At 39.2% G+C, this 23,711-nt stretch carries 19 protein-coding genes and 1 pseudogene; 14 read left to right on the plus strand and 6 right to left on the minus strand.

The window, feature by feature from the left end; all coding sequences use genetic code 11:
- Positions 1–34: 34 nt before the first annotated feature.
- The gene (locus tag BUB77_RS26335) at positions 35–2,059 is read left to right on the plus strand and encodes a glycoside hydrolase family 3 protein (protein WP_084124765.1); all 2,025 of its coding nucleotides are present in this window, start codon (positions 35–37) and stop codon (positions 2,057–2,059) included.
- A gap of 30 nt (positions 2,060–2,089) precedes the next feature.
- Positions 2,090–3,586 (plus strand): family 43 glycosylhydrolase, encoded by a 1,497-nt coding sequence (locus BUB77_RS26340; RefSeq protein WP_073280159.1) that lies wholly within the window; start codon positions 2,090–2,092, stop codon positions 3,584–3,586.
- A 260-nt stretch (positions 3,587–3,846) separates the two neighbouring features.
- On the opposite strand, the gene BUB77_RS26345 is transcribed toward BUB77_RS26340, so the two are convergent.
- Positions 3,847–5,256: an MFS transporter gene (locus BUB77_RS26345; protein WP_073280160.1), complete on the minus strand. Its 1,410-nt coding sequence runs from the start codon at positions 5,254–5,256 to the stop codon at positions 3,847–3,849.
- A gap of 74 nt (positions 5,257–5,330) precedes the next feature.
- Positions 5,331–5,912: a TetR/AcrR family transcriptional regulator gene (locus tag BUB77_RS26350; RefSeq protein ID WP_073280161.1), complete on the minus strand. Its 582-nt coding sequence runs from the start codon at positions 5,910–5,912 to the stop codon at positions 5,331–5,333.
- A gap of 219 nt (positions 5,913–6,131) precedes the next feature.
- Between BUB77_RS26350 and BUB77_RS31090 the strand changes: the two genes are divergently transcribed.
- The 3 genes from BUB77_RS31090 (at position 6,132) to BUB77_RS26365 (ending at position 10,388) form a co-directional block, all read left to right on the plus strand.
- Positions 6,132–6,230: a hypothetical protein gene (locus tag BUB77_RS31090; RefSeq protein ID WP_408606442.1), complete on the plus strand. Its 99-nt coding sequence runs from the start codon at positions 6,132–6,134 to the stop codon at positions 6,228–6,230.
- Between the two features lie 145 nt (positions 6,231–6,375).
- Positions 6,376–8,922, plus strand: a complete 2,547-nt coding sequence (locus BUB77_RS26360) for an alpha-L-rhamnosidase (RefSeq protein WP_073280162.1) — start codon at positions 6,376–6,378, stop codon at positions 8,920–8,922.
- A 47-nt stretch (positions 8,923–8,969) separates the two neighbouring features.
- Positions 8,970–10,388, plus strand: a complete 1,419-nt coding sequence (locus BUB77_RS26365; RefSeq protein WP_170866760.1) for a nucleoside hydrolase-like domain-containing protein — start codon at positions 8,970–8,972, stop codon at positions 10,386–10,388.
- A gap of 41 nt (positions 10,389–10,429) precedes the next feature.
- Here the strand turns inward: BUB77_RS26365 and BUB77_RS26370 are convergent, their stop codons facing one another.
- The 3 genes from BUB77_RS26370 to BUB77_RS26380 all read right to left on the minus strand — a co-directional run bounded on the left by BUB77_RS26370 (position 10,430) and on the right by BUB77_RS26380 (position 13,245).
- Positions 10,430–11,491 carry a sensor histidine kinase gene (locus tag BUB77_RS26370; protein WP_073280164.1) on the minus strand — a complete coding sequence of 354 codons (1,062 nt, stop codon included), beginning with the start codon at positions 11,489–11,491 and terminating at the stop codon, positions 10,430–10,432.
- Positions 11,492–11,529: 38 nt separating this feature from the next.
- Positions 11,530–12,219 (minus strand): response regulator transcription factor, encoded by a 690-nt coding sequence (locus BUB77_RS26375; RefSeq protein WP_073280165.1) that lies wholly within the window; start codon positions 12,217–12,219, stop codon positions 11,530–11,532.
- 459 nt (positions 12,220–12,678) lie between these two features.
- Positions 12,679–13,245: a TetR/AcrR family transcriptional regulator gene (locus BUB77_RS26380; protein ID WP_073280166.1), complete on the minus strand. Its 567-nt coding sequence runs from the start codon at positions 13,243–13,245 to the stop codon at positions 12,679–12,681.
- 196 nt (positions 13,246–13,441) lie between these two features.
- Between BUB77_RS26380 and BUB77_RS26385 the strand changes: the two genes are divergently transcribed.
- From BUB77_RS26385 to BUB77_RS26405, 5 genes are all read left to right on the plus strand, one after another.
- Positions 13,442–14,455, plus strand: a complete 1,014-nt coding sequence (locus BUB77_RS26385) for an NAD-dependent epimerase/dehydratase family protein (RefSeq protein WP_073280167.1) — start codon at positions 13,442–13,444, stop codon at positions 14,453–14,455.
- A gap of 3 nt (positions 14,456–14,458) precedes the next feature.
- The gene (locus tag BUB77_RS26390) at positions 14,459–15,982 is read left to right on the plus strand and encodes an NAD-dependent epimerase/dehydratase family protein (RefSeq protein ID WP_073280168.1); all 1,524 of its coding nucleotides are present in this window, start codon (positions 14,459–14,461) and stop codon (positions 15,980–15,982) included.
- A gap of 863 nt (positions 15,983–16,845) precedes the next feature.
- Positions 16,846–17,793, plus strand: a complete 948-nt coding sequence (locus tag BUB77_RS26395) for a GNAT family protein (protein ID WP_073280169.1) — start codon at positions 16,846–16,848, stop codon at positions 17,791–17,793.
- Positions 17,794–17,804: 11 nt separating this feature from the next.
- A complete protein-coding gene (locus BUB77_RS26400) occupies positions 17,805–18,878 on the plus strand; it encodes a phosphotransferase enzyme family protein (protein WP_170866761.1) in 1,074 nt (357 codons plus the stop codon).
- A gap of 239 nt (positions 18,879–19,117) precedes the next feature.
- Positions 19,118–19,357 (plus strand): hypothetical protein, encoded by a 240-nt coding sequence (locus tag BUB77_RS26405; RefSeq protein ID WP_073280170.1) that lies wholly within the window; start codon positions 19,118–19,120, stop codon positions 19,355–19,357.
- 465 nt (positions 19,358–19,822) lie between these two features.
- Here BUB77_RS26405 and BUB77_RS26410 read toward each other — a convergent pair whose 3' ends face one another.
- Positions 19,823–20,632, minus strand: coding sequence for an AraC family transcriptional regulator (locus BUB77_RS26410; RefSeq protein WP_170866762.1), 810 nt, complete (start codon positions 20,630–20,632; stop codon positions 19,823–19,825).
- A 236-nt stretch (positions 20,633–20,868) separates the two neighbouring features.
- On the opposite strand from BUB77_RS26410, the gene BUB77_RS26415 reads away from it, so the two are divergent.
- The 4 genes and pseudogenes from BUB77_RS26415 to BUB77_RS30930 all read left to right on the plus strand — a co-directional run.
- Entirely contained in the window at positions 20,869–22,113 is a 1,245-nt protein-coding gene (locus tag BUB77_RS26415) for an MFS transporter (protein ID WP_073280172.1), read from the plus strand.
- A 110-nt stretch (positions 22,114–22,223) separates the two neighbouring features.
- The gene (locus BUB77_RS26420) at positions 22,224–22,895 is read left to right on the plus strand and encodes a TetR/AcrR family transcriptional regulator (RefSeq protein ID WP_073280173.1); all 672 of its coding nucleotides are present in this window, start codon (positions 22,224–22,226) and stop codon (positions 22,893–22,895) included.
- Between the two features lie 26 nt (positions 22,896–22,921).
- Entirely contained in the window at positions 22,922–23,518 is a 597-nt protein-coding gene (locus BUB77_RS26425) for an MATE family efflux transporter (protein WP_084124767.1), read from the plus strand.
- Between the two features lie 54 nt (positions 23,519–23,572).
- Positions 23,573–23,711: pseudogene (locus BUB77_RS30930) on the plus strand (IS630 family transposase); the annotation flags it as partial.

The following is a 23,711-nucleotide window of genomic DNA, read 5'->3' on the forward strand; positions in this document are numbered from 1 at the left end:
ATAGTAAAGCTATCAAAACAGGAGGTCTGAGATTATGAAAAATTATTTACTGTTTATGGGTAAGTTATTCGGAATTCTGCTAAGTGCCGCTATGCTCGGATATTGGGTTACAAGAAGCATATGGGGAGGAATTACTACAGCTGTGCTATTGATTCTTATATATCAAGGTGTATATAAGCTTCGACAGGCAGCTCGCAACCGGAAATGGAAAAACAGTGATAAATATGTGTCTCCATTATCTAAAGCTAGTGATGGGTTTGCATATCGGGATTTGAATAAAAATGGGAAACTGGATATTTATGAAGATACCAGACGCACGATAACAGAACGGGTGGAGGATCTGCTTAGTCAGATGACGATAGAAGAGAAGGCAGGACTTATGTTCAGCCCGCAGATGGATGTGGTCAATGCAAAAGATGTAGCCAAAAAGGGGGGTAAAAATTTTGGAGGAGATGTTATCAAGCAGATCTGGATTAATAAGATTAATACCTTTGCCTGTATGGGGTCTTTACCAATAAAAGATTTTGCAGAGTGGCACAATGCAATTCAAAAAGCTGCCGAGTGCTCCAGATTGGGGATTCCGGTGACATTATGCTCCGATCCCAGGCACGTATATGTAAAGCAAAGTAATCCCCTGACAACACAAAAAGATGATGGTATTACCTCTTGGCCGTCTTCGCTTGGATTTGCCGCTTCACGGGATGAGGAACTAATAGAGAACTTTGGCAGGATAGCAGCAGAAGAACTTCGGGCTATGGGAATTCGGTTTGCATTGCATCCTACAGCAGACACTGCCACTGAGCCCAGATGGCCGAGAATCTATGAAACCTTTGGTGAGGATGCAGAGCTTAACGGGAGGCTGGCGGCAGCATATATACAAGGAATGCAAGGACATGAAATCAATCAGGAATCCGTGGCATGCTGCATTAAGCATTTCCCGGGAGGGGGACCGCAAAAAAACGGTGATGATCCGCATTTTGCATTTGGGAAAGAACAAATTTATCCAGGAGGTCAATTTGAGTATCATTTGAAGCCTTTTCAAAAAGTAATCGATCAAGGTGTAGCGGCAGTTATGCCCTATTATGGTGTACCGGTGGGCTTGAAGGGTGTACCTGAGGTAGGATTTAATTTCAACCGTGTTATTACACACGATTTACTAAGAGAAAAATTGGGATTTAAAGGAATTGTCCATACTGACTATAGCATAATCGAAGGAATTAAATTATTTGGTATTACCTGCATTCCCGGGCGTGCGTGGGGAATTGAAAAAAGTGACGTCCCGGAACGTCTCATAAAGGCACTGGAAGCAGGAGTTGACCAAATTGGCGGCGAATGCTGTTCAAAAAAATTAGCCAAGCTAGTCCGTATAGGAAAGCTTTCCGAAGCACGACTTGATGAATCCTGCAGACGTATTTTAGAGCTTAAATTTAAGCTTGGTTTATTTGATAATCCGTATGTAGACACCAAACAGGCTGAAAAAATATGTTGCAAGCCGGAAAATATTCAAAGTGCAGAGGAAGCGATGCGCCGTTCACTGGTTCTGCTGAAAAAAGAGAAGGACGGAAAAGTTTATTTACCCATAGCAGGGAAGCCCAAAGTGTATACAGAGGGATTCGACAAAAGGTTAATTAATCAATATGCTGTACCAGTAGACAGAAGAGAAGATGCTGATATAGCAATCGTCTGGCTAGAGCCACCTCAAAGAAGAGAACCAAGGGATCTGATGGCTATGATGTTCCAGTCAGGGGACTTGGATTATACCATAAAAGAAAAAGAACATCTTCAGAAGATAATGTCCGATTGTCCAACAATTGTTGTTATTAAACTGACCAGACCTGCCGTTATACCAGAAATAAAAGAAGGTGCCGCAGGCATTATAGCAGAGTTTAATGCTAAACCGGAAATTGTGCTGGAGGCGCTGTTCGGTCGGTTTTCTCCTTCCGGAAAATTACCCTTTCATTTGCCTGGCAGTATGCAAGCGACGAAAAAACAGAAGAGTGATACACCCTTTGATTATGAACAAGTAACATATACCTTCGGACATGGATTGAGCTATTAGTTTAATGATGTTAAAGGAGAATGATAAAATATGAAGCAAGTGTTTAATCCTTATTTACCATTACATGAATATATTCCGGACAGAGAACCGCGTGTGTTCGGCGACCGTGTTTATGTTTTTGGATCCCATGACAGGGAGGGAGGAAAGACCTACTGCGAGCTTGATTATGTGGTATATTCAGCACACGTTAAGAATTTGAAAGATTGGAGGCTTGAGGGTACTGTTTATCGAGCATCACAGGATCCGCACAGTAAGGAAGTGGTAAAAGGTGCCGGAGAAAGGAAATATTTATATGCACCGGATGTGGTACAAGGAGTGGATGGCAGATATTATATGTATTACTGTTTATCTGCTTTTGCCGGTAAAGGAGGTTTTAGCGGCCCCATTTCGGTAGCAGTTTGTGATACTCCAGCTGGAAGATACGAATATTACGGGGATATTAAATACCCAAGCGGTAATTTAATGCTAAGATTCCTGCCCTTTGATCCTGGCGTTATAAACGATAATGGAAGATTTTATCTTTATTATGGCTGGGCACTTCCTATGGGACCAACCAAGAATCCACTGCTAAAGTATATCTATCATAGGGTTATGGAGTATATGTTCCACAAAACACCGGAAGAAATGAGAACAGAGCATGTGGGGGTAATGGGGTCGAATGTAGTGGAATTGGAAGAAGATATGCTGACTGTAAAGACAGAACCAATACGCCTTCTTCCTTGTGAGATGGAAGCAAAAGGAACGAAATTTGAAGGACATGCTTTTTTTGAAGCTAGTTCTATTAGAAAAATAGGAAATACTTATTACTTCATTTATTCTACTTCAAAAAACCATGAACTCTGTTATGCTACCAGTAAATATCCGGACCGAGGCTTTCACTATGGAGGAGTTATCGTTTCTAACGGAGACATTGGCTTACATGGAAGAAGAGCGAAAGACAGGCTTGCAGCTACGGGGAATAATCACGGAAGTATTGAATGTATAGATGGGGAATGGTATGTTTTTTATCACAGGCATACACATATGTCCAGCAATTCACGTCAAGGCTGCGCAGAACGCATAAAGTTCCAAGAGGACGGTTCGATTCCACAGGTTGAAATGACCTCCTGCGGATTGAATGGTGCGCCACTTCATGCGAAAGGCAAGTATCCGGCAGTTATAGCCTGTAACTTAACAAACGGGCATATGCCGCATATTGGGAATGGTGTTTCTAAAAGAAAGAGACCTCATATTACGCATCAGGGGAAGGAGCGTTTTATTACGAATATGGGTAATAAAACAGTTATTGGATTTAAGTATTTTGATTTTAAGGGAGACGTTGAAATTAGTGTGAAGACCCGTGGAAAAGGATATGGAAAGCTTATGGTATCAAGAATGCCCGGAGAAGGGATTGGTGAATTACCGGTAAAACCATCTTCAGATTGGATAGAATCGTCTCTAACAGTTGATATTATAGGAATCCACTCTTTGTATTTTACTTTTATGGGGAAAGGAAGGATTGATTTGATAAGCTTCTGTTTAAATTGAGAGAGTTAAAAAGTATTGAAGAAAAATTCCCGGCACCCACTTGCCCCATGTTACCAATTCCCATGAGGTTATTGTAGGAAAGAGCAGGGTAACCGGCAGCAAGGTAGTAGTAATTGGTGAATAACAGCAACACGCCACATCTACGTTTTCTTGTTGGGCGGGTACTGTTTTTATTTACTCGTGAATTTGTCTATTCTTATGAGATATAGATTGATACAGGAAAACGGATTTTAATTGCTGACCTCACAATATTTTCGCATCTATTTATGGTTTTTAAGCTTAATTCTTAATGTCAAAGAAAATATAAATGCGATTGCAATTATAATGGCAGCAACAGTTATGGAATGGCTGAAGCCGTTATAAAGGGAATGAAGCTTTGTTCCAGGTTCATTGGGAGAAGCCGCATATTTGAGATAATTATTCTGACCTGTGGTCATTAGCCCTACAAATAAAGGCGTGCCAAGAGCTGATCCTAACTGTATAAAAGTATTTATAATTGCAACTCCATGCGTCTGATTTTCCGCTTCCAACTGCTTTAAAGCATTTGACTGGTCAGGTGACCATGCAAGAGATATGCCGAGATAAACAAGTGTATTTATAATGGCAATCGCTATGATGGAAGTAGAGGGCTGAATACGGGACAGCACCAGCAAAAAAATGAACATTATTAAAAGGCCAAGCGGAATAATCGACTTCCCGCCGATTTTATCATAAATTTTTCCGGAAACAGTAGTCATTATGCTGCATATCAGGACCGCCGGAAACAAGATTAGGGCCGATGAAAGCGAGGAAAGATTTAATCCATTTTCAAATAACATTGGCAAAACGATGTTCATAGAGAATTGCACCATTTGCATGATAATAACTAATATTGCTCCCAATGCAAAATAAGGCTTCCTGAAAGCTCTTATGTCTAGCATAGGCTGCTTTAATGATAATTGCCGTTTGCAGAAAAAGGCCAAAGAAAGAATACCTGCAACAAAAATCGCAATATTTATTATAGAGGTAGCAGAGCCAATAATGCTCATCCCATAAACAATAAGAGCAAAACCGATAGAGGATAATAGAATAGATAAATAATCTATTTTAGGCTTTGTGAGTTCTACCGTTTCTGTCAAATAAACGGCACCACCCCCTATACAAAGCAGAGTCAGAGGAATCAGCATAATAAAAAGTGACCGCCAACTGAAAAATTGCAGGACAATTCCAGAAACAATAGGGCCAAGTGAAGGCCCCACCAATACGACACAAGTACATAATCCCATCACAAAACCATGTTTTTCACGCGGGTTTATTGCCAATGCAGAATTAATCATGATGGGCGCGAGCAAACCTGTACCGATTGCCTGAACCATTCTTGCTGCTAATAACATAGGGAAGTTAATTGCAAAAACAGCCAGGATTGTTCCAGCAAAAAAGAATGTCATGGCTCCTAAATACAAGTTCTTTGTTGTAAAGGTATTTATAAGAAAAGCAGAAGTCGGTACCATGATTGCTACGATTAATACATATCCGGTAGATAACCATTGTATTGTTGTGGCGGTAACTCCCATTTCTGCCATCAGTTTTGATAATGCGACATTTAATATTGTTTCATTAAACAGAGACAAGAAGCCCCCAAAAAGCAAGATAGCCATTACTGCCTTTACATTAATTTTATTTTTTTTCATAGTAAGTTAAGCTCCTTTTAATTAGACCAGTCTATATAATTTAAATATAAATTATTCTGCTTATTAACTTTTCATTAAGCAGAATAATATTGACGAATAAGAACATCAATTTGTTTTGCAACAGCCGAAAGTGGAGCGGTGTCCTTTTTGGTTATAGATATCGTAATAGCTCCTTCAATCATTGCTTGGATTACCATGCCCAAATCCTGTGCAATTTCCAGGGGAACGCCATTCTCTATCAGCTTCTGCGCATAGATATTCTCTAAATCTTCAAATGACCTGTTACAAGCTTCTCTAAGTGTTTCGCTTGATAAATAGGTTTCCAGGGCCAGTAAACTTATGGATATATTTTGCAATTCCCCCTCTTCATCCAGAGCAGTTTTCATATCACTTATAACATTTTGTATCGCACGTGATGGATTTGTGTATTTACTTAAGCTGACCTTAATTTTATTTTGAATGATTCCACCTGCTAATTCAATTGCTGCCAAAGCAAGTTCTTCTTTTCCATTGGGAAAATAGTAATATAGCGACCCCTTGGGAGCATAGCTTTCTTTCAATATTTCATTCAGTCCGGTTGCGTGATAGCCTTTTAATTGAAATAGCTTCGATGCAGCTTCAACCATCTTTTCTCGTGAATCTGTCTTATTATTCACATTATGAACCTCCTTCCATTAATATAACGATCGGTCTATATATTATAACATTCATTCAAGAAGAAAGTCAAGGAATAGTAGAGCAAAATAGGGCTATTAGGCTGTTATTTTAAGTAATTTAACTATAATTAAACAATATTACAATAAATACAACAATATTACAATACTGTCTTGAGGAGATAGTATAAACTATTTATAAAAATATTAGCAGAAAAAGAACTGCGCGGATTTACTAAGGTATTTTTACAGCCGGGAGAGACAAAACGGTGTCCATTTGCCCTATGGGAATCTGAGTATTTGCTGGCTGTTTCCGGCTAACATGGCAATTGCTTTGATTGGACAGTTTATTAAAAATATCGAGGGACTGCCCTACACTTATGTGTTTATAGCACTTTTTGCAGATACGCAGGATCATATAGAATGGAAAGCAGGCTGAAATCAAAGCACGAAGGGAGGAAAAGCAATGTTAAAAATAACGTCACTGAAAATCGAAGGACTCTCAAATTGCTGTATCACTGACAGAAGGCCGAATATATCCTTTTCATTGGAATCCGACAGGGAGGGAGAGAGTCTGTCAAAGGCTGTGATTATGGCTGGCAGCTGGAGCTGTGAGACTGTGGACCAGGTAAATAATCTTTACGGAGGTGAGCTAGAGCCCTTTACCAGATACGAAGTGAAGGTTGAGGCAGTGGGAAGCAGCGGTGAGACTGCAAAAGCCAATACTTCCTTTGAAACCGGAAGACTTCATACGTCCTGGAAGGCAAAATGGATTACCGATTTAAGTTATAATTATTCGGAGAAGGTATCACCGGTACCTATGACTTTCCGCAGCCGTTTCTATATAAAAAAGATAATCAGGCGTGCTTGGGTGAATGCGACGGCACTTGGAGTATATGAGCTTATGCTGAATGGTGAAAAGGTGGGAGAGGACTATTTCGCACCGGGTTTTACTTCCTATGACCATCAGATTCAATACCAGACATATGATATTACAGATATGTTAAAGGAAAATAATACTGTGATTGCAATAGTGGCCGGAGGATGGGCGGCTGGTTCCTTCAACTATAAAAGAAAAAATAAAATCAGTGCCGACAGGCAGGCTTTTCTATGTGAGTTGTACCTTATGTATGAGGATGGGACACAGCAGGTAATCAGAACCGATGAAACCTGGCAGGTGACGGAGGACGGAAACTACCGGATGGCAGAGTGGTATGACGGAGAGACCTATGATGCAACCGTTGATTTAGGTACAGTCAGGTGGAAACAGGCTGATGCAACCAAACCTCGAAGGAAACCGGAAATTCTTTCCCAGTATGGCAGTCCGGTAAGAATTCAGCAAATAAGAAAGCCGCAGGAAATAACCCAGACACCTTCCGGTGAGCTGATTTATGACTTCGGACAGAATTTTGCAGGAATGATATCTGCAAGGCTGAAAGGAAAGAAGGGACAGCAGGTAATTTTCCGCCACGCCGAGGTACTGGTTAATGGAGAACTTTTTGTTAAATCCCTGCGTACCGCTAAAGCCACTGCAACCTATTACTGCCTGGATGGGGAGCAAAGCTATTCTCCCAGACTTACTTACATGGGGTTTCGGTATGTTGGAGTAACAGGTATAGGGAAGGAAGATTTGGAACTGACAGCGCTGGTCCTGCATTCCGATTTTGAAGAAACCGGCAGTTTTGCCTGCTCCAATGAACTAATCAACAAGCTTCAGAGCAATATCCGCTGGGGTGGAAAATCTAACTTTGTAGATATTCCCACAGACTGCCCCCAAAGAGACGAACGCCAGGGCTGGACGGGAGATTTTGCTGTATTTGCCCGCACTGCCTGCTATAATTTCGATATGGGACGCTTCATTGATAAATGGCTTATGGACATGAGGGCAGAACAAAGTAAGGGCGGGGGTATCCCTATGGTAATTCCAAAAGCCGGAGACAGCTGGCCTGTTATGGCAAATTCCTGTTGGGGAGACAGCTGCATTTTGGTACCCTGGGCAGAATATCTTGCAAGAGGAGATTTAGGATTGTTAAAAAGACAGTATCCTGCTATGAAGAAATTCCTTAAGGCAGCAAAATGGTGGTCGGGATTCCTATCCTTTACTCCTAATAGCCGCTGTATCTGGCGCTTTCCATTCCATTTCGGTGACTGGTGCGCACCGGATGAAACTGTTAACCAGTGGCTAAAGAAGGGAAAATGGGTTGGCACGGCATATTTCGCCAATTCCTGTGGCATTGTATCAGAGATAGCTGAGCTATTAGGCGAGAAGCAAGATGCGGAATATTATAGAAAGCTTCGGTCAGGAATAATAAAAGCCTATTCGGAAGTATTTACCGATGGAAAAGGAAAGCTAAAGAGAGAATTCCAGACTGCTTACGTTCTGCCCTTGTATTTTGATATGGCAGAAGGAGAGGAACGGAAAAAGCTGGCGGCGAATCTGGCAAAGCTGGTGAAGGCTGCAGACAATCATCTTACGACAGGTTTTACCGGCACCCCCTATCTGTTATTTGCGTTGTCTGATAATGGCTACTGTGAAACTGCGTATGACGTGCTCCTGCAGGAGGGCTGTCCGTCCTGGCTCTATGAAGTAAAGACAGGGGGTACCACAATCTGGGAACGCTGGGATGCCCTGCGGCCGGACGGGACCGTTAATATCGGTGACCTGGCTGGCAGGAAATCCGACGAAGAATCGGGAGGCGGTATGGTATCCTTTAACCACTACGCCAACGGTGCCGTAGGAGATTGGCTGTACCGGCGAATGGCAGGTATTGAGGCGGTCAGCGGTGGCTATAAGACCTTTCGCATCGCACCGATGCCTGATAAGAGAATTACCTGGGCAAAAGGCAGCATAATCACACCTTATGGCAGAATTTACTCAGATTGGAGGGCCAAGGACAATAACTTTACCATCACTGTGGAAGTTCCCGTATCAACGCAGTGTACCCTCCTGCTGCCAAATGGTGAACAGCACTGCCTTGCCAGCGGAAGTTACAGCTATTCATGCCATCTGTAATAGGCATGATTATTCAGATGGAGGTAACGAAATATTGGAGGTCTACCGTGAAAACCAGATATATTGCAATTACAGATATTTACAGAAAAAAGTTAAAGCCTTGGGCTGAAATTGATGATATACAATCTTTGGTACGGCTTTTGCTCTACAGCAATGATATAGAAATTGAAGGTCTGATAGCTTCCACCTCCTGTTTTTATAAAAAAGGTGGAAACCAAAAAGACTTGAATGTTATTTTAGATGTCATTCAAGCATACGAAAAAGTCAAACCCAATCTGGATATTCATGCATCAGAATATCCAGAAGCGGATTATTTACGCAGCATTTCCTGTGTAGGAATCCCGGAATATGGAAAAGAACCTGGTAAGGGATTTGCAAATGAACGTTACAATAATAATCCTGGTGTTAACAGAATCATTGAGGCTGTTGATAAAGAAGACGCCAGACCTGTTTGGATTGGCTTATGGGGTGGGGCCAATACACTTGCTCAAGCCATATGGAAAATACGGACAACAAGAGATGAAGTCGATTTTAATAAGTTTCTTTCAAAGTTAAGAATTTATGGCATCTCGGATCAAGATTCAAGCTCAGGATGGTTACGAGAAATGTTTGGAAACAAATTATTTTATATTGTTTCACCATCTTTAGGGTCTTTCAAAGGAACTGAAAATTATGTATTAACCACATGGCCTGGAATCTCAGGAGATAATAGCCGGCACGGCAGCTGTGATGGCAAAACACCCGGAGGATTTAAAGGTGCAAGAGCTGATATGATAAGTAAAGAATGGCTTCGTAAAAATATTGTAAGTCATGGTCCCTATGGAAAAAAATATCCTCTGCCCGTTTTTATTATGGAAGGGGATTCACCGGCTTTTATGGGGTTGATTCCAAACGGATTGAATGAACCAGAACATCCTGAGTATGGTGGATGGGGAGGAAGATATGAATTTTATCAACCAGATAAAGAACAATTTTGTGTAGAAGAGAAAAACCCAATATGGACAAATGCAAACGATACCGTACACGGTATAGATGGCAGTATTTATACGAGTCCACAGGCAACAATCTGGCGATGGAGAGAAGAGTTTCAGCATGATTTTGCTGCAAGAATGGACTGGACTATAGAAAGTAATTATAATAAAGCAAATCACCCTCCCATTGTAAAACTAAACCATGATTCTGCTATTACTGTTAAGGCAGGTGAACATATTAACCTGGATGCTCAGGCTTCCGTTGATCCGGATGGTGATACGCTGTCTTTCCATTGGTTTTATTATAAAGAAGCAGGCGATTATATAGGGAATATTAATATTGAAAATTGCAATACTGCAACTGCACAATTTCAAGCACCTCAAATACCAGAAGATAGGAGGAGTTTGACTCTGCATATTATATTAAAAGTAACGGATAGTGGAATCCCTCCGATAACTCGGTATCAAAGAGTTCTTGTCATTGTAAAAGACTAATAAGAAAGAAGTGATTTTATTCCAGGAGCTTAATCAACTTATCATATAGGACTGTTGATTGTGTTTGGAAGCTGAACGGTGAATTCACTTCCCTGTCCGGGTTCACTTTGGACCTGTATGGTACCACCGCATAAACTGACAATACGGTATACCAGTGACAATCCCAGTCCATTGCCCTCGTGAGTTCTGGATTTATCTACTTGGTAGAATTTTTCAAAAATATGCTTTTTTTCCTGGATGGATATTCCAATACCTGTATCTTTCACGGAGACACTGACCAACTTAGGACTGCTTTCAAGTGTTATACGGATTTGTCCGCCTTTTGGGGTGAATTTAATGGCATTTGAAAGTAAATTCGTCCAGACCTGCATCATTAAATCCTCGTTGCCGTACAGAAATGTCTTTGGTAAATCCAGCTCCAATTCCAGTTCCTTTTCTGTCCAAGAGTTTTCCAGAAACAGTATGGACTGCCGCAGCTGTTCATCCAGGCGGTAAGTAATCGGCTCTAAGATTTTCTCCTGATTCTCCAGCTTTGACAGCTTAAGAATATTGGAAGAAAGGGCACTGAACTGTTTAGTGCTCTCAAGTATCATCTGGGTATACTGTACCCGCTCCTCCTCCGTCAGCTCACTGTCCTGGAGCAATGTTGCATATCCCTCAATTGCGGCAATGGGGGTTTTAAATTCATGGGATATGTTGGCTATAAAGTCATTCCGCATCATTTCTATACTGGAAAGCTCATGGGCCATTTGATTGAAATTCGTAAAGGTCTCCGTTATTTCTTTAATCTGACTGATAGTGTCCAGCCGGACATCAAAATTTCCTCCGGCTATTTCCCTGGAAGCATAATTTAACTTGGTTATGGGGGCCAGTATCCGTTTACCTACAAGGGATGTTATGATAGTACCGATTAGTATACTGATTGCAAGGACGGCACTGGTAGCAAAGGGGAGGCTGAATTCCAGCCGGACCAACAAATCAGTATTAATGGCGAAGATAATAATAACATACATAATGACCGAGGTCATAACTAATATTCCGAAAACAATCAATACAAAATACTGCCAAAGGCTTGCTTGTCTTTTCCTTTTGTGCTTATGCATTAGCTTTCCTTTCCGGTGCGCTGATACCTGTAAACCTCTTACTCATTCGTTTGAGTTTCTAGTTTTACCATTTTATAGCCCAGGCCATGTACCGTAATGATTTTAATATCCTTATTGTCCTTAAGCCTCTCACGTATACGATTAATATGAACATCTACCGTACGCTCTTCGGAATCCGTATCCATCCCCCATATTTCCTCCATTAATTTCTGCCGGGTAAAGGTTTTTCCAGGGTAGGACATCAGTTTATACAGGACATAAAACTCTTTTTGAGGCAATTGAACCTCTGTTCCATCATAAATTATGGCCAAGCTGTCATAGATAAGGGTGGTGTTACCCCAGAGGATCTTGCGCTCCGATACGATTTTCGCTCTTCTAATCAATGCGTGTATTCGAAGAATCATTTCATTTACATCAACGGGCTTCACCATGTAATCGTCAGTGCCAACAAGGAAACCGCGTTTTTTGTCTTCAAAGGTATCCTTAGCCGTTATCATCAGTACCGGAATGGCGGGGTTATATTCACGAAGGAGCTTTGTCAATGCAAAGCCATCCAAATTCGGCATCATAATATCCGTTATCACCAGGTCAACATGTTCATGTTCCATAATTTCAAGGGCTATTTCACCATCCCCGGCAGGAAGTGGATTAAAATTATTTTTCTTTAGAACTGTGCAAAATAAATGCTGTAATTTTGAGTCGTCTTCAACTACAAGTATATTAAGCATAAATCCTCCTTATTTAAAAATTATTTGAATCTATTCTATCAGTCTGATGTAAACAAATTGTTAACAGTATAGACATAGTATACCTTATATAGCAGTAATTTTATATAAAATACCGGAATAGCCAGGAGTATCCAGCATGGGAAAGTTAACAAAAAGTTTAAATTCGATTGCTATAATTGTGATATAGAAATTACACATTAGTGGGAAATATGTTAGCTTTCTTAAAAATATGAAAATTAGAACAAACGTTGTAATTTTGTATTCAGGAACAATCAAATACAGGCCTCAATAAAAGAAAGGATACTTATGATAGAAAAAACTTATATGAAAATGAAGAACATTGGCAATACCAATATTGTATTCGGTGTGTTAAGCATAGTTGTAGGAATAGTCAGTATATGGGGTGGCAGCAACTTATTGAAAAGTAAGAATAAATTACTTTTCTGAAGGGAACGTTTACTATCCTCTACTGACATCATAAACGGAAATTGCATTATCAGACAATCGAAAGATCATTTCAGCCAATTCCTCGGGACTCATATCAAAGCCGGCTTCAAACCACTTTGTTATTAAGCTGAAACAGCCCATGGTCAAATAACGGTATATATAGTCGGAGATTTTTTCTTCGCATTGCAGGTTCACGTTAATTTTTAAATTCAGGATGGAGGTATTAATAAAAGCTGTCTGGAAGGACAAGTTTTCCTGACGGCATAGCAGAGTATAAAAAATATCGGAATTTGTTTTCATATAATACAGCAATTCCTTTAAATAATGAAGATTGTTTAAATCAGAATCTATGTTTTTAAGATGTTCCCTGGCATTAAGCAAAAGCTCTTCTTCTATCTCCTTTAACAGGGCAAACTGGTCGGTATAGTAAAGGTAGAAAGTTGAGCGGTTGATATCTGCATTTTCACATAGCTCTTTAACGGTAATTTTATTGATGGATTTTGTATGCATCAGTTCAATTAAACTTTTTTTAAGCAGGGTCTTCGTAAGCTTTATCCTTTGGTTTTCTTTTCTTTTCATGAAATGATTCCTTTCGTAGTCAGGCTAATGATATCTAATTTATTGAATAATGACGATTTAATAACAATTTTATTGAATGTGTCTATCTAACGGCAATGAAAAAATAACTGGTGGTTGTAAAATAGACACCATGTCAGTTATTATATAGCTATATAAATAGCTAGTCAAGTAAAAGGGTCTTAAAGGATGGTGGCATATGAAAGTATTTATGATAGGCGGTACAGGATTACTGGGCAGCGAAGCAGCAAAGGAATTAATAAACAGAGGGCATGAGGTAGTATCTATTGCATTGCCGCCTCTGCCAACCGGTGCGGTATTGCCAGCCCAGATGAAAATTGAGTTTGGAAATTACCTTGAGATGTCTGATGTTGAACTGAAAAAATATTTTAGTGAATGCGAGGGCTTTGTATTTGCTGCCGGAGTGGATGAAAGGGTGGAAGGTCCCGCCCCAATTTATGATTTGTTCAGGAAATACAATATAGATCCTGTTAAACGTCTTCTTCGCCTGGCCAGGGAATGCGGAGTGAAGCATTCGGTTATATGCGGCTCCTATTTTGCTTATTTTAATAAAATCTGGCCGGAAAAGGAGCTTGCCAAGTGGCATCCTTATATTCGAAGCAGAAGGGACCAGGAAGAAGCAGCCATGTCCTTGGCAGATATGGATTTTAATGTAGCGGTTCTGGAACTCCCCTATATCTTTGGAACCCAGCCGGGACGTAAGCCGGTATGGATGTTCCTGGTGGAAAGCATAAGAAACATGAAGGGGGTTACCTTTTATCCCAAAGGTGGAACTACAATGGTTACAGTACCTCAGGTAGCACAGGCTATAGCAGGAGCAATTGAAAGGAATAAGGGCGGTAATTGCTATCCCATCGGCTATTATAATATGGAATGGAAGGAAATGTTATCCATCATCCATAAACACCTGGGATGTCCTGGAAAAAAGATTGTTACCATACCTAATTGGATGTATGCTGCAGGCGGCAGAAAACTTATGAAGGAGCAGCACAAGAAGAATCTGGAGGGTGGACTTCACATGGTTAAATTCACAGAACTTCAGTGTTCTAAGCAATTTATAGATAAGTCTTTAGGATGTATACCTCTTGGTGTAAAACCGGATGATATTGATAAGGCAATCGGAGATTCCATTCACTTATGTCTTAAGATTATGGATAAAAAAGTAAATGCACTGGATATGAAGGGAGAATAAGAAATGAAAAAACAAAGAGTGTTATTGACCGGAGCTTCAGGTGGTATGGGATCTCTTGGATTAAAGGAATTATTAAAAGATACGGATAAGCAGGAAATTACTGTACTGGTTCTGAACACAGAAGCTGACAGGCAGAAGATGAAGGAATTCGAAAACAGAAAAGGTCTTACCATCTATTGGGGTGATCTTACCAATTATAAGGATGTATATGCGTGCATTAAAAATGCGGATATCGTTTTCCATGTGGCGGCTCTGGTATCACCTGTGGCGGATTATAAACCCAAACTTTCTATGAAGGTAAACTACGGGTCCATGAAAAATATTATAGAGGCTATAAGGGAGCAAGGAAGAATGGAAGAAGTAAAGGTAGTATCCATCGGTACGATAGCAGAAACCGGGGACCGGATGCCGCCCATTCATTGGGGGAGAGTCGGGGATCCTTTAAAGCCCAGTGTTTACGATTACTATGCCGTATCTAAAATTGCCGCTGAACGTCTCTTAATCGAATCGGGCTTAAAATATTGGGTCAGTTTAAGGCAGACCGGAATTATGGGGCCGGCTATGAGCAAGATAAAAGATGCTATTATGTTCCATAACTGCCTGGATAATGTTTTGGAATATGTATCTGACAGGGACTCAGGAATACTCTTGGGTAATCTTGCACGTTTTCATTACAAAGGTGAGTTATCGGAGGACTTCTGGGGGCATATTTATAATATCGGCGGAGGAGAAAGCTGCAGGGTAGATACTTTTACCATGTATAAGGAGCTGTATGGTGCCATTGGATTTAAGGATTTAAAATATGTCATCGATCCAAAGTGGTATGCAACAAGAAATTTCCATGGACAATATTATCTGGATTCGGACAAGCTGGAGAAACACCTGCATTTCAGGCATGATTCCATGAAATATTTTTACGATGCCTATCTGGAGACCTTAGGAGCTACCGCAACTGTGGCAAGGATTATGTGCAAATTACCCGGAGGGCAAAAACACATGGGAAGCATCATGAAGAAAATGTTCTTAAAGGAAGCCAGGACGGAGCATGGGACAGTACGCTTCATTGAGCAGAATATGGGAGAGCACATTGATGCCTACTGGGGAAGCCAAAAAGCCTGGGAAGAAATTCCGGAGAACATCAATGACTTTAAACACTTTATAAACTGGGATAAGGTAGTGCATATTGATCACGGTTACAATGAATCAAAGCCGGAAGAAGAACTTGATATAGAGGACGTAAAGGGTGCCGCTAAATTCCGGGGAGGCGAATGCAATTCTGATACAATGAAAAAAGGTGATTGGAAAGGAAAGCTTAAATTCAAGTGTGCCTTTGGACATAAATTTGAAGCAAGTCCCCGTCTTATTTTGGAAGGGGGGCACTGGTGCCCGGAATGTGAACGGAAGAGCTGGAATTATGCGGCCAGAGCAAAGGTTGATCCTTTTTTCGCGCAGGTTTGGAATCCCCTTCATGATAAGCATGAAAAGGTCCGTGAGTATATAAAAGAAGTTACCGAACTGGAGCTATAAGCTAAGTTAAGGAAATAAAAGTGTAACAGCAACCTGTTAGACAGAATATACTTTATATTCTTTACAGCTTTAAGCAATCCAGGATGATAAACAATACTATTCCTATTCTAAAATTGGCAGCGGTTTGTCTATGTGATATCATCAAAAAGCCAGATCAAGAGCTGTCATTCTAAAGGTTGACAGCTCTTAGCATTTCCTGACCCAATAACGCGGGAATTCCAAAAACTGGCTGCATACTGCACCATTGAAGCTGAAGTGAAAACAGGAGATGATAGTGAATAAAAAGAGCGTAGTGAAAATGGAACATGATATTCTGGTATCTTATTTAAAAAAGATGCTAATGAAAAAAGAAGATTCAAATGTATGATTATAAAAAATGCATTAACTATTGTTTTCCTATTTTGAATATGATAATATAAAGTATAATAATTCTGCATCACGCAGAAACGAAAGGAGTTTTTTAGATGACAGTATTTTATGAGGTAACCATCATTTAAAACTGAATATGGGCGCAACACTGATAGTATGGGGGACTATACCCTTTTTATTGGTGTGCCAAAAAAGTAACCTTTCGTGAAAACTGAATCCAGGTATTGCAATAATTGCAAAACAATCAGCACACTTTAGGGTGTGTTATTTTTATGCAATTATATGTTAAACCGTAGTGAACAGCAATGGACGGCTGCTTGCTGCGGTATTTTTGCGCCCTTTTTAAGCAGAAAGGAGAGATTTGAGATTGATTTAATTCCTAAAACATTATTACAAAATAAAAAATATTATTGGAGGAATCATGAATCTAACAGACTACGGCTTTTTGCCGCAAAATTATCCAACAGTGAAGAAAAAGGGGGAGTGTGTTATTAATGATTAGCACTGATTTTACACATAAGCATCTCGAACAAGCGCAGAGCTTGATAAAGCAGAATTACGATGAAGAAAAGCAAAGTGTTTCCAACCTGCCAGAAGATACCAGCATTCCTGATTTAACGCCTTTTGCAGACAATAAACTTGGTGTAGCCGTTATGGAGGGAGAGCGCTTACTAGGATTCCTCTGCTGTTATGAGCCATGGGATAATGCCTTTGGAACAAATGCAAAGGGAACCTTTTCACCCCTTCATGCTCATGGAGCAATCAGCGAAAATAGAGAGCTGATTTACCGTGAGCTCTACCAAAAGGCCGCACAAAAATGGGTTGAGCAAGACATCACTTATCACAGTGTTGCTTTATTCGCTCATGATGAGCAGGCGAAAAAAGCTCTGTTTACCTATGGCTTTGGTTTGAGATGCGTAGATGCTGTCAAGTCTATGGACAAATTAAAAGTAAAGCAAAAGGCCAATTTACAAATAAGGCGGTTAGAGCAAGCTGAAATTCCCCTGATCAGACCTTTACGAGAACAGCTATCCGCGCACTTAAGTGAAAGTCCCTGCTTTATGTATTCAACAGAGCAGGGGTATCAAAGCTGGCTTTCAAGGGCTGAACAGCGAAATTCTAAGATATATGCAGCATTTGAGGGTGAAAAAGCCATTGCTTTTATTGAAGCCATACATGGCGGAGAAAACTTTGTCACAGAGCTTCATGATATGATGAGCATTTGTGGTGCATTTTGTTTGCCGAAGAATCGTGGCGAAGAGATTGTTCAAAATTTACTAAATGTTATGATAGATGAATTAAAAGCAGAAGGTTATCAGTGGCTTGGAGTAGATTTTGAAAGCTTCAATCCAACAGCATATGGGTTTTGGAACAAGTATTTTGAACCATATACCAACAGTGTTACACGCAGAATTGATGAAGGAATTTTAAATAGGAAATAGGAGGATATGATATGACATATAACGAGGTTATAAAAATTGCAGATACATGCTTACTTCCACTTGTATCAGAATTGTACGGGTTGGAGGGCTATGAAATCAGTCTGATCAAGCCACATGCCGGAGGACGGAATGCTGTTTATAGCTGTATAAAAGAGGGTGCCGGCGCAAAGATAATCAGAATCGCCTTTTTAAGCGACAGGAGCCGAGAAGATTTGCTGGGGGAAGTTGAATATATCAGGTATTTATTCGAGCATGGCGGTAGTGTCTCAAATGTAATCACCTCCCGGAAGGGACATCTACTGGAAGAGATAACTCATGATAAGCATACCTTTTTTATCTGTCTGTTTGAAAAGGCCAGGGGAAAAATGCTTGTGGAAAATAATTATCGGTATCGGGAAGGAGTTCCTATTACTGAATATTATTATAACAGTGGTAAAGTCTTGGGAAAAATGCACCAATTGTCGAAAGGATATACCCCTGTCCATCGCAGGTATAGCTTTTTTGATAAATACAATGCCGAATATATCAATCAACTGATACCCGACTCCTTATCTTTGCTAAAAGAGAAGCTGGCAGAGCTCCTTAGAACCTTAGAAGGACTGGACCAGAACAGGGAGGCTTTCGGTATGGTCCATTTTGATTACAGCGATGGAAATTATATGATAGATTTTGATAACGGGGAAATAACGGTATTTGATTTTGATAATTCATGTTTCTGCTGGTATATGTATGACCTTGCAAATCTCTGGACACACGGAGTGGGCTGGATACATTTTGAACAGGACGTTGATAAACGCAGAAAGTTTATGGAGGATTATTTTAAAACCGTCCTCGCTGGATACAGCTCTGAAACAAGAATTGAAAAATCGATGTTGGACAAATTACCCTTATTTATCCAAGTAGTCCTCATGGAAAATATTGTTGATGAATTCGAGGTGATGCGGAACAATGAAGAAGAGCTGGTGTGTGGTGAGGAACTGTCGTATAGCATAAAATGTATGGAAGATGATATTCCGTATATGGGATTTTTCCATGAAATTTACTCCTGTGAAGAACCTTTTGAATATGAAGAACGGGATATTTAGTCATATTACACTGTCTTTATAAAATGAAACTTTAATTACAGAGAAGAGGCCAGCAGATAATCTGCTGGCCGATTTATTGTTGGGGGCTTTATTTCATATTAATGCCTTTTATTACATTATTCTATTGAAAAATTCATCCATCAAGGATAAAATAATATATATAAGCTTCAGTTAAGACAGGTATTAATTGATATTTGATGTTTATCGACTTCGGCCCAAGAACAGGAGGTATATACCTTATGTCCAATGTACATACCATTAAAGTTACATATAAGCGTACCAGCCCAAACAAAATAAGTAAATTTATTGGAGCTAATAAAGAGAGAATTTTAATAGATAAAGCCAGCTTAGACAATGTAGAATTGATAGAAGGAAAAGAGTACATCCTGAAGATATTTAAGGAAACCTGGTTTTCATATTTGACTAGTCAGCTTGGAGCATTAAGGAACATAATATCAATTGAACCCCTTGAAGAATAAATTATCGGTATCTTAAGCCTTGGAGTACTGGTTCTATTATATAGCCAGGCATATGTAAAGATATGCCTGTGAAGCTGGTCGGCAGCCCTAAGCTTATAATAGATTTAAGAATTTTAATTGAAATGATGCAGTCCCTGTTGAGTACAATAGGACTTTTACCTTTCATTAAACCCGGTTATTACAGAGTTTCTCATTTTTCTCACTCATTTTTTTCTCACTTATTTTTCTAATTTATCTGTCGGAATTTTCTGTTTGTTTTCAAAATCACGCCATTTTTAGTAACCAGCAGCCGGAATCTTAGCAGTAACGGAATCCGGAAGATACATTATATTTTATTAGATAAGGCCCCTGATTTTCATTGCCTTGTTTTTGCTGCTGCAAACCACTGTTCCGGAAACCATGGTTATTATAATGCTTGGAGTATCCATTACCTGCTGAATTCACCAATACAGGTACTTTCCTTTATTATTGCTGAAATGGATTACCGGAATGCATATACCTGTATTCCGATGGTGTTACACTAAGATATTGTTTGAACATTTTTCCAAAATAACTAAGACTGTTAAAGCCAGTGGCAGATGCAATTTCTGAAATTGTCATTTTAGATTCTAAAAGAAGTTGTGCTGCATTCTCCATGCGAAACTTGATAAGGTAATCAAAGGGCTTCATACCAATTGATTTCAGAAAACACCGGTAACATTCACTATTACTGATGTGCGCTGCAGATGCAATGTCCTTTAATTGGATAGAATCTTGATAATTATTATGAATATAGGTTATCATTTTTTTTATACGTTGTTGATTATTAGAAGGATGACTGTTACTTTGCATGCTGATTATATTCTGATTGTTATATATGATAAGAAAACAAATCTCACAAATATAGTTTCTTATACAAAATTCAAAAGCAAACTTTTTTTCCTGAAAGGTATGATATATCTTTTCTAATAAAGTCAGGCATTCAGCTTCCCAGCCGGTTTTCATATTAAACGTAATGAAAGGAATTTCTGGGGAATTTAATAAAGGATAAATATATTTTTCATATATAATACTCTGTTCGCCATCAGACAGTAGAATTGTGTTGATGACAACAGTAAACATAATGGCATTCTGAGCTTTCCATGGTTTTTCCATATGGAGTACACCCGAGTTAATAAAAGCACCTTCTCCTTCATGTAAAATAACTGTTTGTCCATTTGCACTAAGCTCTACCTCTCCTTGTATAACCTTTGCAAACTCAATTTCATTATGCCAGTGCCAGCTTATATAGCCCACATCATATTTCTCCATATTATCCAGGTATACCATCATCGGAAATTTTATGGAGCCATGACTTGTGGTTTCCCTTTGGTTTTCATCAACAGTTATACTTGTTAATTGCATAATAAAACTCCTTTTTGAAAATATAATTATAATATTTGAAAATAATATGTTAATTTATAATATCATTTCGATGATATAATTATATATATTTCTTAAAAAAATTCAATACAAAGGTCGAGGGTGAAAAAATGAAATTAAGTTACAAACATACCATGTACGCTTGCTTTACTGGATACATCTGCCAGGCTGTTGTCAGTAATTTGCCTGCACTTTTATTTGTTATCTTTCAAAATCAATTTGCTATATCATTGGAAAGTATAACACTTCTTATAACAATAGGTTTTTGTATTCAAATTATAGTAGATATTTTGGCCGCGAGAGTTGTGGATATCTTTGGTTACCGGGTATCCGTTATAGTAGCAAATCTTTGCTGTACCGCAGGGTTAATCAGCATAAGTTATCTTCCTTTTCACATCAGTCCCTTTTTAGGACTATTAATTGGAATAAGCTTAAATTCCATAGGCGGCGGATTCATTGAGGTTGTTGTGAGCCCTATTGTAGAAGCTCTTCCGGGAGAAGAAAAGGCCAGTAACATGGGAATTTTACACTCTTTTTATTGTTGGGGCTATATGGGAGTGGTTCTGCTTTCAACGCTTTTTTTTGCAACAATCGGAACAGACCATTGGCGGCTTCTTCCATTAATATGGAGTGTTGTACCTTTCTTCAATATGCTCTTATTTACAAAAGTACCTATAAATACGCTTGTAGAAAAAGAAGATCAGATTTCTACTAAGAAGATACTGTCATTAAAAACCTTCTGGATTCTATTTGTATTAATGATATGTGCAGGAGCTGCGGAACAAGCCATGTCTAAGTGGTCCTCTTTGTTTGCTGAAATTGGTCTGGGAGCATCTAAAACTGTCGGCGATTTATTAGGACCCTGCACATTTGCATTCTTAATGGGGCTAACACGATTAGTATACAGTAAGTGGGGTAAAAAATATGATATAAGAAATTTGATTATTCTTTCCGGCTTCTTATGTATTATTAGTTATCTTATGGTATCTTTGTCGCCGATTCCTTTTATGTCTCTGATTGGCTGCGCAATGACAGGTTTGTCTATCGGAATCTTATGGCCGGCCACTATAAGTCTGTCAGCAAAGACGTATCCTAATGGAGGGAATACAATGTTCGGCCTGTTAGCTTTAGGTGGAGATATAGGATGTACAGTGGGACCAAGCCTGGTAGGGCTAACTTCAAATATTATTATAACTTCAAATAGTGTTAATATCCAAAGATTTTTTACAGGAGAGGACATTACGCAATCTGCACTTAAGTTTGGATTATTCATGGCAATTATTTTCCCAATAATCATTATAATCAGCATTCAGTTGTTAAAGAATAAAAAAACGCCATTGTCTAATGAATTGTGATTAAGAATCCTTGTAGTTCTTTGACGTTTTTTGTTGACAAAGAATAGTTATGAAAGTATAATCAAGCATAGAATGAATATTCATTCTATGCTTGGAAAGGAGAGCTATTCATGTATAAAACTTCAAAAGAAACGCAGGAACGAAAGGATGTAAAACGACAATTTATATTGGATACGGCTGCAAAGGTCTTTTCTCAAAAAGGCTATCATTATACCTCTGTCAAAGATATCGTGGAAGAAGCCAATATTTCGATAGGCAGCTTCTATTTCTATTTCAAGAGCAAAGAGGAGCTGTTTACAGAGCTATTTGTAAATATCACGAAAAAATTTCAGAAAGTTACAGATAAGGTACTGGACGTCGATCACTTTTCCCTGTCAAAGAATTTCACACGGGTGATTATCGGTAATCTCTGGATGTATGAGCAGCATAAGGAGCTTGCTAAAATCATGTTGATTGAGGCTGCTGGCGTAAACCCAACATTTCAAAAAATGAGATTTGATAGTATAAAAGAGTCCAGCAGTACAGTGGAAAATTGGTTTAAGCGCTTTAAAACGAACCATGCTGTCAATATTCCTGATGAAAAGACCGCAGCGCTCATATATGAGGGCTCCTTTTATTACCTAATCAGCGATTGGCTGGAATCAGATCAAGCCATTAAACTGACTGATTCCGGGTATGCCCTCTGCATTTACAGTCTTCAAGCCCTTAAGATATCTTTTGAAGATAGTGACATCAGACAGTATATTACTGAGGTCCTGGAAGAATTAACTCAGAGTAAATGACTTCAAAAGAGAAAAGAGGTATTATTTTGAATCAGCAGTATGGAAAAGATTTAACAACAGGAAGCATTCCAAAACATTTAATACAATTTGCACTTCCTATACTTATTGGCAATCTCCTGACCACTGGCTATGGCATTATTAATACCATGTGGGTAGGGAACCTGTTGGGAAAAGAAGCAGTTGGTGCCGTGGCAGTCAGCTTTCCCATTTATCTGGCACTGGTTGCCCTCTGTTCCGGTGCTACCCTTGCCACTTCCATTATGATCTCAAAAGCTTATGGTGCAAAAGATAATGGGCGCATTCAAAAAATTGTAAACCACTCTTGGTCAATCGGTATACTTATCATCGCTGTGGTCACAGTTGGCGGAATAGTTTTTTCAAAAAACCTTCTCCGGCTTCTTGGCACCCCCAATGATATTTTGCCCCTTGCCACAGGCTATTTGAGATTAACGATGCTTAATTTTGCAGGCCTGTATTTGTCTTCACTGATTTCATCCGTTCTTCGAGGCATTGGTGATACGACAATTCCCCTCATTTTTATCATTCTCTCCACTGCGGTTAATGCCGTCCTTGATCCGCTTCTTATCCTAGTATATCATAAATTAAATAAGTACCATATATAATAATGTTTTGATATGTGTTATAATATATTCATCAAATTTAAAGGATTGGTGAATATGAAGCAGACCTTTTTACCTTTGTCTGATGAAGACAAAACATATCTTAAATCATTATCAAAAACAAGAACTATTCAAGCTCAGGTTGTCGACCGTGCAAGAATTTTATTATATAAAGCTGATGGTATTTCTTTTGATG

The organism is Anaerocolumna jejuensis DSM 15929, from assembly GCF_900142215.1.
Classification (GTDB): Bacteria; Bacillota; Clostridia; order Lachnospirales; family Lachnospiraceae; genus Anaerocolumna; species Anaerocolumna jejuensis.

Bases quoted from the DNA above. Each gene is read 5' to 3' on its own strand.
- BUB77_RS26370 (WP_073280164.1), bottom strand. From the start codon at position 11,491: ATGCATAAGCACAAAAGGAAAAGACAAGCAAGCCTTTGGCAGTATTTT.
- BUB77_RS26405 (WP_073280170.1), top strand. From the start codon at position 19,118: ATGTCCAATGTACATACCATTAAAGTTACATATAAGCGTACCAGCCCA.
- BUB77_RS26400 (WP_170866761.1), top strand. From the start codon at position 17,805: ATGACATATAACGAGGTTATAAAAATTGCAGATACATGCTTACTTCCA.
- BUB77_RS26390 (WP_073280168.1), top strand. From the start codon at position 14,459: ATGAAAAAACAAAGAGTGTTATTGACCGGAGCTTCAGGTGGTATGGGA.
- BUB77_RS26395 (WP_073280169.1), top strand. From the start codon at position 16,846: ATGATTAGCACTGATTTTACACATAAGCATCTCGAACAAGCGCAGAGC.
- BUB77_RS26345 (WP_073280160.1), bottom strand. From the start codon at position 5,256: ATGAAAAAAAATAAAATTAATGTAAAGGCAGTAATGGCTATCTTGCTT.
- BUB77_RS26380 (WP_073280166.1), bottom strand. From the start codon at position 13,245: ATGAAAAGAAAAGAAAACCAAAGGATAAAGCTTACGAAGACCCTGCTT.
- BUB77_RS26340 (WP_073280159.1), top strand. From the start codon at position 2,090: ATGAAGCAAGTGTTTAATCCTTATTTACCATTACATGAATATATTCCG.
- BUB77_RS26415 (WP_073280172.1), top strand. From the start codon at position 20,869: ATGAAATTAAGTTACAAACATACCATGTACGCTTGCTTTACTGGATAC.
- BUB77_RS26375 (WP_073280165.1), bottom strand. From the start codon at position 12,219: ATGCTTAATATACTTGTAGTTGAAGACGACTCAAAATTACAGCATTTA.
- BUB77_RS26335 (WP_084124765.1), top strand. From the start codon at position 35: ATGAAAAATTATTTACTGTTTATGGGTAAGTTATTCGGAATTCTGCTA.
- BUB77_RS26420 (WP_073280173.1), top strand. From the start codon at position 22,224: ATGTATAAAACTTCAAAAGAAACGCAGGAACGAAAGGATGTAAAACGA.
- BUB77_RS26385 (WP_073280167.1), top strand. From the start codon at position 13,442: ATGAAAGTATTTATGATAGGCGGTACAGGATTACTGGGCAGCGAAGCA.
- BUB77_RS26360 (WP_073280162.1), top strand. From the start codon at position 6,376: ATGTTAAAAATAACGTCACTGAAAATCGAAGGACTCTCAAATTGCTGT.